General features: G+C 53.9%; 18 protein-coding genes. 9 read left to right on the forward strand and 9 right to left on the reverse strand.

Translation table 11 applies throughout. From position 1 onward, the window contains the following. Positions 1-117 precede the first annotated feature (117 nt). The 4 genes from OEU85_RS10470 (at position 118) to OEU85_RS10485 (ending at position 1,885) form a co-directional block, all read left to right on the forward strand. Entirely contained in the window at positions 118-378 is a 261-nt protein-coding gene (locus OEU85_RS10470; RefSeq protein ID WP_262691423.1) for a hypothetical protein, read from the forward strand. Then, positions 372-755, forward strand: a complete 384-nt coding sequence (locus OEU85_RS10475) for an Hpt domain-containing protein (protein ID WP_262691424.1) — start codon at positions 372-374, stop codon at positions 753-755. Before OEU85_RS10470 ends, OEU85_RS10475 begins: the two co-directional genes overlap by 7 nt. Before the next feature lie 88 nt (positions 756-843). Beyond that, a complete protein-coding gene (locus OEU85_RS10480) occupies positions 844-1,395 on the forward strand; it encodes a response regulator (RefSeq protein ID WP_262691425.1) in 552 nt (183 codons plus the stop codon). Then, the gene (locus OEU85_RS10485; protein WP_262691426.1) at positions 1,388-1,885 is read left to right on the forward strand and encodes a hypothetical protein; all 498 of its coding nucleotides are present in this window, start codon (positions 1,388-1,390) and stop codon (positions 1,883-1,885) included. The genes OEU85_RS10480 and OEU85_RS10485 overlap by 8 nt, the downstream gene beginning before the upstream one ends. An 86-nt stretch (positions 1,886-1,971) precedes the next feature. Here the strand turns inward: OEU85_RS10485 and OEU85_RS10490 are convergent, their stop codons facing one another. Continuing rightward, a complete protein-coding gene (locus OEU85_RS10490; RefSeq protein ID WP_394805413.1) occupies positions 1,972-3,456 on the reverse strand; it encodes an alkaline phosphatase in 1,485 nt (494 codons plus the stop codon). A gap of 325 nt (positions 3,457-3,781) precedes the next feature. Here OEU85_RS10490 and OEU85_RS10495 point away from each other — a divergent pair, with 325 nt between their 5' ends. Next, positions 3,782-4,267, forward strand: a complete 486-nt coding sequence (locus tag OEU85_RS10495; RefSeq protein WP_262691428.1) for an energy transducer TonB — start codon at positions 3,782-3,784, stop codon at positions 4,265-4,267. A gap of 47 nt (positions 4,268-4,314) precedes the next feature. Here OEU85_RS10495 and OEU85_RS10500 read toward each other — a convergent pair whose 3' ends face one another. The 8 genes from OEU85_RS10500 to flbT all read right to left on the reverse strand — a co-directional run bounded on the left by OEU85_RS10500 (position 4,315) and on the right by flbT (position 11,155). Further along, positions 4,315-5,484: a vWA domain-containing protein gene (locus OEU85_RS10500; RefSeq protein WP_262691429.1), complete on the reverse strand. Its 1,170-nt coding sequence runs from the start codon at positions 5,482-5,484 to the stop codon at positions 4,315-4,317. Positions 5,485-5,491: 7 nt separating this feature from the next. Further along, positions 5,492-6,337: an AAA family ATPase gene (locus OEU85_RS10505; protein ID WP_262691430.1), complete on the reverse strand. Its 846-nt coding sequence runs from the start codon at positions 6,335-6,337 to the stop codon at positions 5,492-5,494. Between the two features lie 220 nt (positions 6,338-6,557). After that, positions 6,558-6,974: a flagellar protein FlaG gene (locus tag OEU85_RS10510; protein ID WP_262691431.1), complete on the reverse strand. Its 417-nt coding sequence runs from the start codon at positions 6,972-6,974 to the stop codon at positions 6,558-6,560. Positions 6,975-7,074: 100 nt separating this feature from the next. Next, positions 7,075-7,902: a flagellin gene (locus OEU85_RS10515; protein ID WP_262691432.1), complete on the reverse strand. Its 828-nt coding sequence runs from the start codon at positions 7,900-7,902 to the stop codon at positions 7,075-7,077. 264 nt (positions 7,903-8,166) lie between these two features. Next, entirely contained in the window at positions 8,167-8,994 is an 828-nt protein-coding gene (locus tag OEU85_RS10520; RefSeq protein ID WP_262691433.1) for a flagellin, read from the reverse strand. 248 nt (positions 8,995-9,242) lie between these two features. After that, complete coding sequence (locus tag OEU85_RS10525; RefSeq protein WP_262691434.1) at positions 9,243-10,070, reverse strand: flagellin; 828 nt, start codon at positions 10,068-10,070, stop codon at positions 9,243-9,245. A gap of 247 nt (positions 10,071-10,317) precedes the next feature. Next, on the reverse strand, positions 10,318-10,737 hold the full coding sequence (flaF, locus tag OEU85_RS10530) for a flagellar biosynthesis regulator FlaF (RefSeq protein WP_262691435.1): 420 nt from the start codon (positions 10,735-10,737) through the stop codon (positions 10,318-10,320). A gap of 28 nt (positions 10,738-10,765) precedes the next feature. Beyond that, positions 10,766-11,155, reverse strand: coding sequence for a flagellar biosynthesis repressor FlbT (flbT, locus tag OEU85_RS10535; protein WP_262691436.1), 390 nt, complete (start codon positions 11,153-11,155; stop codon positions 10,766-10,768). A gap of 196 nt (positions 11,156-11,351) precedes the next feature. On the opposite strand from flbT, the gene OEU85_RS10540 reads away from it, so the two are divergent. From OEU85_RS10540 to OEU85_RS10555, 4 genes are read left to right on the forward strand one after another with little or no spacing between them, the layout of a single operon-like run. Then, positions 11,352-13,079, forward strand: a complete 1,728-nt coding sequence (locus tag OEU85_RS10540; protein ID WP_262691437.1) for a tetratricopeptide repeat protein — start codon at positions 11,352-11,354, stop codon at positions 13,077-13,079. Beyond that, positions 13,080-13,949: an N-acetylneuraminate synthase family protein gene (locus OEU85_RS10545; RefSeq protein ID WP_262691438.1), complete on the forward strand. Its 870-nt coding sequence runs from the start codon at positions 13,080-13,082 to the stop codon at positions 13,947-13,949. Continuing rightward, the gene (locus OEU85_RS10550; protein WP_262691439.1) at positions 13,934-15,673 is read left to right on the forward strand and encodes a cytidylyltransferase domain-containing protein; all 1,740 of its coding nucleotides are present in this window, start codon (positions 13,934-13,936) and stop codon (positions 15,671-15,673) included. Before OEU85_RS10545 ends, OEU85_RS10550 begins: the two co-directional genes overlap by 16 nt. A 2-nt stretch (positions 15,674-15,675) precedes the next feature. Then, entirely contained in the window at positions 15,676-16,587 is a 912-nt protein-coding gene (locus OEU85_RS10555; protein WP_262691440.1) for a class I SAM-dependent methyltransferase, read from the forward strand. Positions 16,588-16,625 lie beyond the last annotated feature (38 nt).

Here is a 16,625-nt window from a genome sequence, read left to right on the forward strand (position 1 = left end):
AGCCCCGCCCGTCAATGCCTTGGGTGGCTCTTTTCTGATCGACGCTGGTATTTTGTTACGAACTTATGGCATCATTGCGGAAGGGGAAAGGTTTCTGGCTCAACGGAAGGGGCTGATATGGCCGAGCAGGCAACCATAGGGGCAACAAGGCCAAGTGCGGCGCAAAGACGGTATCTTGAGCGTGGCCTGAAGCAGCCGGGAGGCAAGCTACCGCTGTTTGACCATAATGGCCAGCGCATCAAGGACCAGACAATTAAATCTTGCCTGTCGCATGGTTGGTGTGAACCGTGGCACCGGAACCCGATCAAGCCAGATTGGCTGGTGTGCAAGCTGACAGAAGAAGGCCGGGCAGTGCTTGGCAAGCGTGCAGTATGCTGACAAGCGACTGGGACGAAAGCGTCATCCTCGACCCGCGGCACCTGACCGGTTTTACCGGTGGTGATACCGACCTTGAAATACAGGTGCTGGAGGTCTTTCAGGCCAGCGCCGCGAGTTACCTGACGGCCCTTGACGAGGCGACGGACGAGAACTGGAAGGGGTGTGCCCATAAGATAAAGGGCGCAGCGCGGGGCATTGGTGCATGGTCACTGGCGTGCGCGGCAGAACGCGCCGAACAGAGCATGCCTGCCGTGGCCGCAGGCACTGCTCGACAAGAATGCCTATCCGAGCTTCACAAGCGCTTGCAACAACTTAACACAGCGATAGTGTCGCGAATAAAAGCGATCAACGACGCTGAAATGATTGACCATGAATAAAAACAGGCGTTACAAAAGTGAAAAAGGTTTATAACCCAATATGGTACAGCTGTTTTTGTGCATGGGCGGGGGAATGTAAGGCGACTGTATGACCGATTATGATTTTGACCGGGTCAATATTCTACTAGCGGAAGATAGCCCGTTTATCCGCTCGTTGCTTGTAAACTCACTGAAGGTTCTGGGTGTTGGTAACGTATTTGCCGTCGAACATGGCGGTGATGCGATCCATTTTCTGCAACGCGTCAAAAACGAGCCCATGCGGGTTGGTGTACAGCAGATCGATATTGTTATCTCCAACTGGGATATGCATCCCATCGACGGGATGATGTTTCTGCGCTGGGTCAGGCGCCACAAGGACAGCCCGGACCGTTTTGTGCCGTTTATGCTGATCACCTCCTATACCGAGCCCGAGCGAGTGTTGCAGGCGCGTGAGATGGGGGTGACAGACATGCTTGCAAAGCCGTTTACCATTAAAAACATTGGTGAAAAGTTGATCTCGATCATCGAGCGGCCCCGCCAGTTTGTGCACACGAAGGACTTCTTTGGCCCCGACCGCAGGCGCCAGAAACTTGAACATGGTGGACCGGAACGTCGTGTGCTGACCGACAAGAGCGAAGGCGTGGAGATTATCCGTGGATAAAAAACCGGTCATCGTTCGTTTTTATCGGTTCAAAAACCGGTTGAAGGAAAAAACAGCAGGGCTTGCGCCTGGCAAGGTTGGCATATCTCAGGAAGCATTGGACGCTGCGGAACAAGCCCTGACCAAGATGGCAGAAGATTACCCCGATTGGGTATCCGGGCTGATTGTGAAGCTGCAGGAACAACACGGACGTTGTGTTGACACGCCAGAAAAGCGCAGAGATTGCTTTGAGGAAATTCACCATATTGCGCATGACATGAAGGGGCAGGGTGGCACCTTCGGCTACCCGCTTATCACCGTGTTTGCAGATTCACTATATGGCTTTACCTACCCGCGTGATGAAATTACCGATCATCAGGTGGAACTGGTCAAGTCACATCTTGACGCCATGCGCGCGGTCATCCGCGGCCGCGTAAGCGGCAATGGCGGCGAGATTGGTGAGAAGCTGACGGAAACCCTGAATAACGCGATTACCAAATACACGGCTTGAACTTGCCGCGCCGACGTCAATGAACGCGCCGACGCCAATAAAAAAGGGGCCGATCGGCCCCTTTATGTTTTGTTGCATACCGCCTTTTATTTGACGCCCGCGCGTTTCCGCAGGTCCAGAGCGTGGTCCATAATGTGAAACACGACATTCTGTTCCATCGTGCCGCGCACCAGATAGGAGCGCGGGCCGATAGCGAACAGGCCGACATCCTCACCGCCATGCGTTTCCGAATTTCGGGGAATGAGCGACTGTTGCAGGTGCGTGGGGGCGAGCACTTCCTCTTGGGTCAGCGCAGGGCGTTCCCCGGGCACTGCGCCCGGACCGTTGTGATAGCCAAGAGTGGTATAGGGTTTACCGTCGCCAGCCAGGGCAGGGGTATCGCTGTGCGCCTCAACCACAAGCCCGAGGATAGGGTTTCCGCGTTTGGCATAGCCGGCCATGGTGAAGACGTGGCTGTGGTCGGCGGTGACGAGGATGAGAGTTTCATCAAGGTCAACCATTTCGACCGCCTTTTTGACAGCAGCCGATAGTGCAACGGCGTCATTCAAAGCGTTATAGGCGCTTCCCGCATGGTGGCCGTGGTCGATGCGGCCCCCTTCAACCATCAGATAATAACCCTTTTTGTTTTGGGAAAGCATGTTGATGGCTGTTTCTGTCATCACGGAGAGGTCAGGCTGTTCCGCGCTGTGGCCTGCTGAAAACTGCATGTGCGAATTGTCGAAAAGGCCAAGCAGCTTGGAGGTCGTCGTGAGGTCGACAGCTTTCAGTTCGTCTGTGGTTTCAACATAGGCCGCGCCTTTGCCCTTTTCCATCCACTCTTTGGTGATGTCCCGGCCGTCCTCGCGTTTGCCTTTGCCGGTACCGGTTGGCTGGAAGTTGCGGCGGCCACCACCGAGCGCCACTTCAAGGCCGTCTCCCATCATTGGATCAAGGATTTGCTGTGCGATATCTCGGCATCCTGCGGCCTTGGCCTCGGCAGGTACGTCGCTATCTGCTTCCCAGTCACGCAGTGGCGCATGGGCATAGACAGCAGCAGGCGTGGCGTGTGTCAGGCGTGCAGTGCTGACGATGCCGGTGCCCATGCCGATTTTTTCGGCGTAATAGGCCAAAGGAGTAACTGCTGTCTCTGTATCGGCTGTACACTGCCCCTGCATCTGGGTGGGTGGCGTGTTGATGACCCCGATACGGGTTTTTGTGCCTGTATTCAGTGCTGAGGCGGTGCCAGCTGAATCTGCCACCTGTGAATCTACGTTGTAGGTTTTTACAAGCGCGGTATTGGGGAACTCTTCAAAGCTGAGATAGTTCTCTTCGCCACTTTCGCCGCGTAGTTGACCCTCCAGAATGCGCGCAGCGGTCAGTGTGGAGATGCCCATGCCATCACCTACAAAGAGTATGACGTTTTTGGCGCGCTTTTTATTGATCTTGTAGGCCAGCCGCTCAGCGATGGCTGCCTCACCATCTTTGGTCCAGCTTTCAGTGGTGCCCAAGATGTCTTCATTTGTATCGGCAGCCAGAGTGGCGGCGCTCATGGTTGCGGCTAGAATGAAGCCGCGAATGACCCCTCTTGTCATCATTTGTCCCCTTCGATGCAGTTGCGGGTTTATATTGGGCGCCTGTGCGCAATAGCTGTAGCAAAGATTAGCTTCTTAATAAAAGGCCAATTTGACGGATTGGAGTCGGTGCTGTTTTTTTTTGGCGCTTCTGCTGCGTAGTCGTTTGTCAGAGACGCGTAAACTTTTGTCGTAAGAGTTTATCAATAAAACGTATTTTTCCCTCACTTCGCCGCTTTGGGGGTGTAATTTTGCCCTTATTCCCCACATATACATACGTCAGCGGCAAAAAGTCGCGGCTTAAATAAGAACTGAACGACAGACGACACAAGCGAGGAGAAGTTTCATGAAAAAAGGTTTTTTCAAATCAGTAGCCATGGCAGCAACCCTGGGTGCTGCCACATTTATGGCGCCAGCGAATGCAGGCCAGGAAGACGGACTGGATGCGTGGGCCAAGTCGGCAGGCGTTTCTGTTGACGATGTTATGGTTTACCCGGCAATGGCGCTGCGTCGCGGTGAACAAGGTTTCACCAGCATTCGTGTCACGGTGAACCGGAACGGTGACATCGTCGCACAGGAAAACGTTTTGCGTGCGGACAGCTCGTCCATCAATTCAGCAGCCAAGCGGCTTCTGAAAAAGGTCGACTTTCCGGCGCTTCCCGCAGACTACCGGGCGGAAGAGCTGAGCTTTGCGCTTACGCTTAACTATGCGATTGCGAACTCGGGTGCTGAAGAAGCATCGCTCAAGCGTGAAGGTATGGTGTCGAGCCGTGAAATTGCGCGTGCTCGCGGGCCCGTTAGCGCCAGCATTCGTATCCTCGATGCTGACTAGGCGTTGCTGAAATGATCATGGAAAAGGGAGCCTTTTGGCTCCCTTTTTTACCTGAGCGCCTTGATCGCGTCCTCAAGCCCGGCGAGGGTGAGGGGAAACATGCGGTCTTCCATGATCGTTTTCATGATCTGGATAGAATGTGAATACTCCCAGTGTGTGTCCGGGATAGGATTGAGCCATACAGCCTTCTGGTAGATATCGGTCATGCGCTTCATCCAGACTTCCCCGGCTTCTTCATTCCAGTGTTCGACCGAACCACCGGGGTAGGTGATCTCATAAGGGCTCATGGAAGCGTCCCCGACAAAGATGACCTTATAGTCGTGCGGGAAGGTATGAAGTACATCCATCGTGGATGTCACATCATTGAAACGTCGCACGTTATCTTTCCAGACCCGTTCGTAGAGGCAATTGTGGAAATAGAAAAATTCCAGATGTTTGAATTCTGTTCGCGCGGCTGAAAATAGCTCCTCGCACACCTTTATGTGCGGGTCCATCGAGCCGCCAACATCCAGGAACAACAGTATTTTCACGGCGTTATGGCGTTCCGGCACCATTTTGATGTCAAGAAAGCCATTGTGGGCTGTGGCCTTGATTGTGCCGTCAAGGTCCAGCTCCGTGGCTTCGCCCTTGCGCGCGAACTGGCGCAATTTCCTGAGCGCTATCTTGATATTACGGGTGCCAAGCTCAATAGTGTCATCAAGGTTCTTGTATTCGCGCTTGTCCCACACCTTGACGGCACGGCCATGGCGTCCTTCCTTCTGGCCGATGCGCACACCTTCAGGGTTGTAACCGTAGGCGCCGAAAGGGCTTGTCCCTGCTGTGCCCACCCATTTGTTGCCCCCCTGGTGGCGTTCGTCTTGTTCTTCGAGGCGTTTTTTCAGCGTTTCCATGATCTCATCCCATGAACCAAGGGCCTCGATCTTCTCCATTTCTTCCTTGCTTAGATACAGCTCTGCCATCTTGCGCAGCCATTCTTCAGGGACCTCCACTTCTTCGTCGCCGATAAACTCGATGCCCTCGAACACCTTGCCAAAGATGCGATCAAACTTGTCGAGGTTCTTTTCGTCTTTGACAAAGGCGGAGCGAGAGAGGAAATAGAAGTCATCCACGCTATAGTTGGCGCAGCCGGCCTGCATGGCCTCCATCAACATCAGGTATTCCTTGATGCTGACGGGAACGCCGCCGTCCTTGAGGTCATAAAAGAAGTTGGTGAGCATTGTGGCTTCAACCCGACTGGCGCCGGCTCATGAAGGCGAGGCGTTCAAAGAGGTGAACATCCTGTTCGTTTTTGAGCAATGCACCGTGAAGCGGCGGAATGAGCTTGCTCGGGTCTTTCGACTTGAGCACATCAAGTGGCAGGTCCTCCGCCATCAACAGCTTGAGCCAGTCAAGCAGTTCACTGGTTGAAGGCTTTTTCTTCAGTCCGGGCACTTCGCGCATATCGAAGAAGATATTAAGGGCTTCACGCACCAGCATTTGCTGAATATCGGGGTAGTGGACAGCGATGATCTCTTTCATTGTCTCCTTGTCGGGGAACTTGATGAAATGGAAGAAGCAGCGCCGCAGGAAGGCGTCGGGCAGTTCTTTTTCATTGTTGGAGGTGATGATCACGATGGGGCGGTTCTTCGCCTTGATCGTTTCACCGGTCTCATAAACGTGAAATTCCATCCGGTCCAGCTCAAGAAGCAGATCGTTCGGGAACTCAATGTCTGCTTTGTCGATCTCATCAATTAGCAGCACCGGCGTCTTGTCACTCTCAAATGCGTCCCAAAGCTTGCCGCGTTTGATGTAATTCTTGATATCCTTGACTTTTTCGTCGCCTAACTGGCTATCACGCAGGCGGGAGACCGCGTCATACTCATACAGGCCCTGTTGTGCCTTGGTGGTGGACTTGATGTGCCATTCAATCAGTTCCATGCCAAACGCGTCGGCTACTTCCTGTGCCAGAACGGTTTTGCCTGTGCCAGGCTCCCCTTTGATAAGGAGCGGGCGACGGAGTGTTGCTGCGGCGTTGACGGCAACCTTCAGATCATCGGTTGCCACATAATTTTCAGTGCCGGCAAATTTCATAACTATAGTCTCCAACGTTACAAGCGGGCAGGGTTGTCCGGTAAATCAAGTTACCTGATAGCTAGCGCGCACAGGCGCATTGTCCAGTGTTATTTTTGTCAAGAGCGAGGTCCGGAAAGGCAAAAAGCCCGTTCCACACATCCCATGGGGAAGGCAGATACAGGGGCAAGGTAAGGCGCAGAGTTTGGTGCCGCGCGCCAGAGGCTACAGCAGCACCAAACTACGCTTCATCATCTACCGTCAGTCCTGCCACCTCGCGGTAATAGGACAGGAATTCGAGAATGCTTTCCGGCGGAAACTGTTTGATAATTTCGCCTGATTCATTGTCGATATTCAGATAAACGAAACGACCTGTTTCGTCATCACGGTCAATTCTCAACCGGGTATTGGGCGGCGTTTCGTTCTCGGGAATAAACTTCTCGAGCGCTTTTGCTGCTTTTTCAAGCGGCGAGTTCGACGGAGCCTCTTCCACCTGTCCTGGTTGTTGGTTCGAGATCACTGCGGGTTCTACGCCGCTTTTCTCTGATGAAACAGAGGATGAAAAGCGGTCGACCCCGGCTGACCCGGAACTACTGGCACGCGCAGGGCGCAGGTCCACGACCTGGGTACTGCCGTTTGTATTTCCAATCTCAGTCATCGGTCCACTCCGAGTGAAACGGTTGTGCTTCACTTCTCATCGTCCTAGCTGTTCTCTTCCAAGAGGATGGGTGAGCCAAGAAGGCTCACCCACATACCTATTAACGGAAGAGGCCAAGTACTGTCGAAGGCGCCTGGTTGGCGATCGACAAGGCCTGAAGGCCAAGCTGCTGCTTAACTTGCAGTGCTTGCAAGTTCGCAGATTCTTTGGCCAGATCAGCGTCAACGAGGTTACCGATACCGACTTCGATCGAGTCAGACAGCTTGTCAACGAAGCCACGCTGCAGTTCGATCCGTTTTGCGCCGGAACCGAGAGCAGACAGAGCGTCGTTCACATTCGCGATCGAGGATTCAATTGCGGTAACAACCGAACCCGCTGCCGTTGACGTGCCGATGGACTGCGAAGACGTCAGCGTTACATTTGTACCGCTTACAGACAGATCCTGAGCAGCGATCGAGATCACGTTTGTACCAGTGTCGTTCGTGATGGCGACAACCGAAGAACCGCCGGAATTCACAACGTTGGTGCCGTTGAATTCAGCGTTCTGTACGATCGACGTAATCTGCGAACGAAGCTGTGTGAAGTCGTTGTTGAGGGAAGTACGGCTCGCGGTGTCAAGACCGGAGTCTTTCGCAGCCACTGCCTTTTCTTTCAGCTCAACGAGAAGGTCAGACACAGCTTCACCAGCTGCGATAGCAACGTCTACTGTGGACGAAGCACGGTCAAGCGAAGACTTAACAGCGTTCAAACCAGCAACGTCACCACGCAGTTTTTGCGCGATAGCGAAGGTAGCAGCATCATCTTTTGCTGAGGAGACTTTCTCACCGGTGTTAATCCGGCTTTGAACAGTCTGGAGAGAGTTACTTGTTTTATTCAAGTTTTGCAGGGCAGCAAACGCGCCTGCATTAGTGTTTACCGAAAAAGCCATTTTGCTTCTCCTTTTTGGAGTTTTTATAGGGCATTTTGCCCACGGGACCTTTTGTCCCGAACAGTCACATGCAAATCACGGGCCATGTTTCAAGATAGTTCACTATTTATTAACTATTTGAAAAATATATGAAATTCATATTTCTTTGCCTGGCGACCTTGAAGATTAGCTAGGCAGAATATGCCGATGCGGCAAAATGTGTCGTGTTTTCATGGTGGGGGTAGGTAAAAAATACCGACCGAGCCGTAGCTCGATCGGTATGGTTTATTGAAACAGACTGGTAACCGCCTGAGGTGCCTGGTTTGCAATTGAAAGCGCTTGCAGGCCGAGCTGTTGCTTGACTTGAAGCGATTGCAAATTGGCGGAGGCTTTCGCCATGTCAGCGTCCACCAGATTACCAATACCCACTTCCACGGTGTCCTTGAGTTTGTTTACAAACTCCTTTTGAAGTTCCAGGCGACGCGCCCCTGCGCCAAGTGACGACAGGGAATCGTTTACGTTTGCGATCGAGGATTCGATTGCAGTGACGACGGAACCCGCAGCCGTGGCAGAGCCGATGGACTGCGAAGAAGTCAGTGTAACAACCGTGCCGGACAGCGACAGGTTTTGGGCTTGAATGGTAAAGGTGCTGGAGCCGGTGTCGTTGGTGATGGCGACAATGTCGTCACCGCCGGCGGCAACAGCGTTGGTGCCGTTGAACTCTGCATTGTCTACAATGGAGGAAATTTGTGAACGCAATTGCGTGAAGTCGTTGTTCAGTGAACTCCGGCTTGCAGTATCAAGGCCAGAATCCTTGGCGGCAACGGCTTTTTCCTTCATCTCGATGAGGAGATCAGACACAGCTTCACCCGCGGCAATGGCAACATCAATGGTCGACAACGCCCGGTCGATAGAACCGGTCGCAGCGCGAAACCCTGCAACATCCGCTCTGAGCGACTGTGCAATGGCAAAGACTGCAGCATTGTCTTTAGATGAAGCCACCTTGTACCCCGTGTTGATTTCAGTCTGCACTCTTTCCAGACCGGTAGCTGTTTTGTTCAGGTTTTGAAGTGCTGACAAAGCAGCAGCGTTAGTGTTTACGGAAAAAGTCATCGTTGTCTCCTTTTGAGATGTCTTTGAGCCCTTCTGCTCTTGATCTCATAAGGGCAAGCGCTGTGCCATTTGCATCCCTATGTTTTTAAATGACTTTTTCTGTCTGTGACGATTTCTCGCGGCGGAGGGGGGAAAGAAAGGTCGGCAGCTTTTTCCAACGTGGTCGGAATTGCCGGTAAAAAGGAGGGGGTTGCAATAAAAATGGGGCCCCAAAGGGCCCCAAAAGTCGTGATCCTCTAGGGAACCACTTACCGGAAGAGTGAAAGTACCGTACCGGGTGCCTGGTTGGCAATTGACAGAGCCTGAAGACCGAGCTGCTGTTTAACTTGCAGGCTTTGCAGGTTAGCGCTCGTCTTGGCGAGGTCGGCATCAACGAGGTTACCAACACCGACTTCGATCGAGTCAGACAGCTTGTCAACGAAGTTGCGCTGCAGTTCGATCCGTTTTGCACCGGAACCGAGGGCAGACAGGGCGTCGTTCACGTTGGCGATCGAGGATTCGATGGCGGTCACAACCGAACCGGCAGCGGTTGCCGTGCCGATGGACTGCGAAGACGTCAGCGTTACATTCGTGCCGCTTACCGACAGGTCTTGCGCTGCGATCGAGATCACGTTCGCACCAGTGTCGTTAGTGATCGCAACGATTGCCGTACCGCCGGAAGTCACAGCATTGGTGCCGTTGAATTCAGCGTTCTGAACGATCGAAGTGATCTGCGAACGAAGTTGGGTGAAGTCGTTGTTGAGGGACGCGCGGCTTGCAGTGTCAAGGCCGGAGTCTTTCGCCGCAACGGCTTTCTCTTTCAGCTCAATGAGAAGGTCGGATACAGCTTCACCAGCCGCAATAGCAACGTCGATGGTGGACGTGGCGCGGTCAAGAGAGCCCTTGACAGCGTTCAGACCAGCAACATCGGAACGCAGCTTTTGTGCGATAGCGAATGTTGCAGCATCGTCTTTTGCAGAGGAAACCTTCAGGCCCGTATTAATTTGGGTCTGAGTGGTTGAGAGTGCGGCAGTGGTTTTGTTGAGGTTTTGCAGGGCAGCGAACGCACCTGCGTTGGTGTTTACAGAAAACGCCATTTTGTTTCTCCATTCTGAGAGTCTATTTGAGCCTTTTGCTCATGAAAGCTTTTTGCTTTCGAAACCCATATTGCAGGGGGCGTGCCAATTGCTAAAAATTTACCGATTTCGGACTATGATTTTGAAATATAACGTATATTTTCGCATGGATTGCGACAAGGGCGCTCTGGGGCGCTGGGCAGAAAGTGCCGGGTGGGAAGTTTTTTCTCACCGGTGGGGAAGTTTTTTCCCCACTGGTAGGCAAAAATTACAGGCTTGAGTTCACGGAACCGGGCGAGACAGGGGCGCCGGTTGTCTCCGACGCTTTGCTCTGCAGTCGGGCCTGGTCTGCAAGGCCTTCCATGATCGTGCGGTTGATGCTGATGAGATCGTCTATCTTTTCGGCGCCGCGCACGACCGCCGAAGAATGTTTGGACACCCAAATGGACAGGGAGATGATGCCTGCCCGCAGGTTTTGCGGCAGGGAGTTTCCCTCGGTGCCGCAATCCGACGATAGCACGGACCACATGCGCCTGTTCCAGTCGAGGGCTTTTACCAGGTCTGCGCCGCGCATGTTTTTGTCTCGTGCCTCAATAAGGGCGTTGGTGACCTGCGCGAACAGGCGGTATTCAACCTGGCTGGGGCTTTCGGAAGATTGTTGGGCCTTTTGATACGCTTGGTATGACATACTCTTTCCCGGTTAGGTTCCTAAACTCTTATCCCCCAAGACGTTCTTCTTCAAATGCGATCAGCTTCTTGCAGGTTATCAGGGCACGGTAATAATTTTTGTCCATGACATCCCGGCTGATTTTAACGCAGTTTTCAACCGCCGCCGGTGTACTGATGACACCCATAAATTCTGTCATGCGCAGAACAAACTCTTCATAATATTTATTCGTATCGCCCTGATCCATGTACATGAGCATGATCGGGAAATAGATACGCTTGGCTGGCGTATCGATATTTTCCTCCTGCATGATGTCTTTTTCTCGCAGGATAGATGCCTTGTTATGTACGATCAAAGTCGTACGCCTGTCGGCATTTGCAATAACTGCGCCATTTATTACCAGCTTCTCATCCGGCTTCAGTGAAAGCTTGAGCGCCATACAGTCCTCCCTCAAAAGTCAGTTCTTTCCGCCCATCGCGACTGACTTTATATCTGAATCCTTTATATATCATAAGGACATCCCGGCGGATAGAACAAGATTAGGCGTTTGGCACCCCCCTTGCAAGCTTGTGTGTGTAGGTGCACACTCGCTTCATGCGGAGTGTGTCAATAGTTTATGAAGCTAGGAGAGGCTCGTGGCGGCGACAAAACGTCAAAACAGGAAAAAAGAGCCAACTGCTCGGAAAAGTAAAAAAGAGACCCTGGGGCTGGCGAAAACCAACCTGACCATCGGGGAAATCAAGCGCGCTTTGAAAAAAGGTCAGGAGCATGCCGAACGTGGGGAATGGGCGGAAGCCGTTACCCACCTGCTGAAGGCGTGGGAAGCCTTCCCTGAGGATCTCAATATCCTGACGGTGCTTGCGCATGCGCTGACCCAGCTCGGTGTGCGGGAACATGCGATATATGTGCTGGAGCGGGCGCTACAGTACCATGAGCCGACGCCGGACGTTTGTTCTGTGATCCAGCAGTTGGCTCTCGAGATGGGTTTTAACGAGATTGCTGAAAAGCTGGGGCACCAGCTGGTCGCGATGGAGCCGACCGTAGCCAAGCACTATATTAACCTGCTGACGGCGCTGAATCGCCAGGACAAATACACAGAATCAATCGACATAGCCCAGCAAATCCTCCCGATGTTTTCCGAAAACTCGGATCTATGGAACGTGTTGGCATCGGCTGTACGCTACCGTGATGGTAATGAGGCCTCTGTCGTCTTCTATGAAGAAGCGCTCCGGCTCGACCCGAAAAACTATAAGGTGCTTTCGAACCTGGCGAGCGCCATGCCCGGGACGGACCGGGCGTTTGAGCTGACAGCTACAGCGCTGCAACAACAGCCCGGAAACCCTGAGCTTCATATTAATATGGCGCTGGAAATGTTCCGCAAGGGACAGCTCAAGGAAGCGTGGGAGCATTACAGCCACCGCTTAAGCTCGCGCCGGATACAGGCGCAGAATATTACTTACACACACAAATTGCAGGAATGGGATGGCAGTTCGCTTGCAGGTAAGTCATTGTTCGTGACTGCTGAGCAGGGTATTGGTGATGAAGTGATGTTTGGCAATTACCTGCCCTATCTCTATGAGCAGGCCGAAAAGCTGTATATCGGTGTTGACAGGCGCCTTGTCTCCCTCGTGCAGCGCCGCTTCCCTGATGCTGTGGTCGATGGTTATACCGACCGTATGAGCGAGGGATATCGGTACAGGGTATTTTTGCAAATCCAGAGAGCGCTGGAGGACGGCGCCATAGATATCGACTATGCTATTCCACTTGGCTCCTGCGCACGGTACGCCTGGCATACGCCGGAGGACATCGTGGCGCACCCCGACGGATTCCTGACGCCAAACCCCGAAAGTGAAGCCGAGTTTGGCGAAAAAATCGCGCATCTGAAAGACAAGCCGATCATCGGGCTGGCTTGGCGTAGTGGGCTGTCTGGCGGTGTTCGGCGACACCGGTATTCCACTGTGGAGGACCTTGCGCCGCTCGCAGCCCTCAAGGACAAAGTGCATTTTGTCAATCTGATGTATACTGACGTCACTGATGACCTGAAGGCAATCAAGGATCAGCACGGAATTGATGTCATCCGCATTGGGGAGGTCGACCTGAAGCAGGATATCGAGGCAAATGTCGCGATTATGGCGCACTGTGACCTTGTTGTTGCGGCCTGTACGGCGCCCGGCATGTTTGCATTGTCGAGTGGGCGACCGACAATTCTCTTTGAATCAGACGCGGTATGGTGGGGTTTCGGGCATGATGACCATGTTGCTTTCGCCAAGGACGCAGATTTTATTTGCGGGCGCGGCCAGCAGACATTCAAACAGTTGATTGAACGCGTCGCACTACGCGCCGAAGAAAAGCTGGGCTTGTAGATGGCGTCCCGTACCTTTTTTATATCAGAAGCTTCCAGTAACCATGCGCGCAGCCTTGAGCGCTGCCTGAGCTTTGTCGACGTGTCTGCCGATATTGGCTGTGACGCCGTCAAGTTCCAGCTGTTTCGTGTTGCCGACCTGTTCGCACCCGAAATTCTGGAAAGAAGTGAGACGCACCGCGAGCGCGCGAAATGGGAGTTGCCCGAGGAATTTCTGGCCCCGATTGCGGCCCGGTGCCGTGAACGTGAGATCAAATTTTCCTGCACCCCGTTTTTCCTCGAAGCAGTGGATATACTCAATCCCCACGTCGATTTCTTTAAAATCGCGTCCTATGAACTGCCGTGGGCCGGGCTGATTGAAGCATGTGCAAAAACCGGTAAGCCGCTGGTGTTGTCAACTGGCATGGCGACATTGGCCGAAGTGATCCATGCCGCCGAGGTATTCAGGAAGGCTGGGGGACGGGAGCTGACCTTGCTGCACTGTGTCTCAGGTTACCCGGTGGCACCCGAGTTTTGTAATCTTGGCGCGATCGAGGCCATCCGCAATGCCACCGGCTATCCTGTCGGTTGGTCGGATCATTCACGTGACCCAGCCGTTGTTGGCCGCGCCATTGACCGCTGGCGCGCATCGACGGTGGAATTTCATCTCGACCTCGATGCCGAAGGTGCCGAATACCAGACTGGCCACTGCTGGCTGCCGGACGAAATTGCTCCGTTGATCGCAGGTCGCCGTCGCCTTGAGGTTGGCGTGGACGGCACCGGCATCAAGGAACCGACCGAGGCAGAGCGCGCGGACAGACCGTGGCGGGCAGACCCAAGCGATGGCCTGAGACCGACCCTGCAGGTGAGGGAAGAATGGCGGAAAAAATAGTCGCTATCGTCGGGGCTCGCCTGAACTCAAGCCGTTTGCCGGGCAAGCAGTTGTTGCCGCTTGCGGGCAAGCCGATGATCGCGCGAATCGTTGATCGTTTGCGGACAGTCCCGGAACTTGACCAGATTATCCTTGCCACGACCGCCGACGATTATAATCGCCCCCTGCGGGATTGGGCTGCATCCTACGGTGTTGAATGCCTGGCCTATGACGGTGACGTAAATGACCTCGTGGGGCGTGTGGATAAAGCGGCAGGCATGTCAGGTGCGTCACAGATTCTTTATATATGTGGTGATTGTCCGCTCATTGAGCCAGCAACCCTCAGCCGGATGATCGCTGCCATGGCGGCGACGCCCGGCGCAGGCCTGGTGAAGCTGCGTCCGCCGCAGGCTGGCAAACGTTTTATCCATGAAGGCTTTGACCTTTACGCACGCGCGTTCTGGCAAGCCATGGAACAGGTAGCCTTTGAACCTTTCGAGCGCGAGCACATCGGGGCTGTTTATCATCACCTCAACAAAGTGCAGCCAGCGGCGATCGCATGGGTTGATGAACCGGAAAAATACACCGAGGTTGACCACCGTATTTCTGTGGATACACCATCCGATTACCGCTTCATGCGTCGCTTGTATACCGAGTGGTACCACGATAATCCGGCTGACAGTTTGCTCAGCCTGGATTGGGTAATGGACCGGCTCATGCGCGAGCCGGAGCTTGCAAGCATGAATAAGCATGTGCACCAGAAGATGGTGGGCGAGAATTCGGCGTTGGTTGCCATCATCACGGAAGCAGGGCCGAGTGTGGGCATGGGGCACCTATCGCGCTGCCTCGCGGTGGCCGCCGCGTTGCAGGACTATCTTGGGGCCAGGGCTGAACTTTTTATTATGGGGGAACCGGTTGAGCGGGAGGAGCTCAAACTGATCCCGCATCAGTGGCTCAGTGCCGATGACCTTGTTGATGCGCTGGACAACAGGGTCCTGGACGGGTGTGTCGTTGACGTACAGGCCGTGATGCCTGAACTCGCGACGTTCCTGGGGGCGGCAAAAAATGATTTTCCCTGCGTCGGGATCGATACAGCGCGGGAGGATGAGGCACTCTTCGATCATATCTGGGTGCCTTCTTTTTATGGGTGCCCCGCGCGACAAAGCCGGCTGGGCGGGAAACTGTCGTTTGGCTGGGATCACTTTTTGCTGCCATCCGCGGTGGGTGCCAGTGGCCACGCTGACAATGGTCTGATCGTGTTGACAGGCGGCGGCGACGTCGCGGGACTCGGGCAGGTATGGCCCCCCCTAATTGAGGCGCGGGTCACCAAGCAGACACCTGTCAGTTGGGTGCAAGGCCCCTATGCAGCCGCGCCGGATATCGGGGATGTTAATGGGCGGTGGCATGTGCTCAAGGCACCTTCTGATCTTCCGGACCGTTTGTCATCCTACCGTGCGGCCTTGTGTGTGTTCGGCGTCTCGTTTTTCGAATGCCTGCAGGCGGATATCCCTGTTGTCACTTTCGACCCGGTCGGGGCGGCCAACCCTGACGAATGGCAGGAATTAAAGAGAGTGCTGCCTGACTTTATCGCCACTAACGCAGCGGAAGCGGTCAACATGGCGGCCTCTGTGCTGGCGAAGGGTAGCGATGAAAACATGGGGCAACCCTATTCCAGGGAAATGCGACAGGGGCCGAGAAATTTTGCGTTGTGCCTGGCTGACCTCATGCAGGGAAGGACCGGGTGACAATGTCTGATCGTGCAAGGATGGTCCATGAAGGCCCCACGTTGGGTAGCCGTGAGGGGTATTCGGTGATCGAATGCTCATCCTGCGGATACCGTCACTTGATGCCCATGCCGACGGACAAGGAAATAGAAAACTTCTACAAGGAAGAATTCTACCAGAACGAACGGGCCGATTACCTGAAAGAGGCTGATGAGGACTACCGCTGGAAGCGGGTGGAGATGATCCGCCGTCTGGCGAAGGCCGAGGAACTTCTGCCGGCGGTTTCGCGGTCCGCCCTTGATGTAGGGTGCGGCCCCGGTGATTTCCTCGCAGTTGCAAAGGAGCGCGGGTGGCTCGTAAAGGGTATCGAACCATCCGATATGGCGGCCGAGCATGCGCGCGGGCGCGGGCTTGACGTCGATACGGGTTTTTTCTCGGCGCAAACGGCTGACGCGCTCGGACAGTATGACCTCGTACATATGGGCGAGGTGCTGGAGCATGTGGCCCGCCCACGGGAAGTCTTGTCACTCGCACATAAATGTCTGAAGCCTGGGGGCATTCTTTGTGTCTCAACACCCAATGATTTCAATGGCTTCCAGAAAGTTGTCGCGAACGCGCTCGAGCGGCCCAAATGGTGGATATTGCCGCATCATCATTTGAACTATTTTTCCTGCACCAGCCTGGAGAAGCTGTTTGGCGAAGAGGGGTTTGAGCCCGTTCACCGCACAACAAACTTCCCCATGGAGCTGTTCCTGCTGATGGGGCAAAACTATGTTGGCAACGCGCCGCTGGGTCGCGAAATGCATGGATGGCGCAAAAATCTTGATATTACCCTCTATGAGGACGCGCCGGAACTTCTTGAAACCTTCTATGAGTGCCTTGCAAATGCTGACCTTGGTCGCCTTGCTATCGTTTTTGCCCGTAAGTCTGCATAGTTGGCGTGGCATTTGCTTTTGTTTTTCAATAAGCTGAG

Source organism: Kordiimonas aestuarii (assembly GCF_025574465.1).
Classification (GTDB): domain Bacteria; phylum Pseudomonadota; class Alphaproteobacteria; order Sphingomonadales; family Kordiimonadaceae; genus Kordiimonas; species Kordiimonas aestuarii.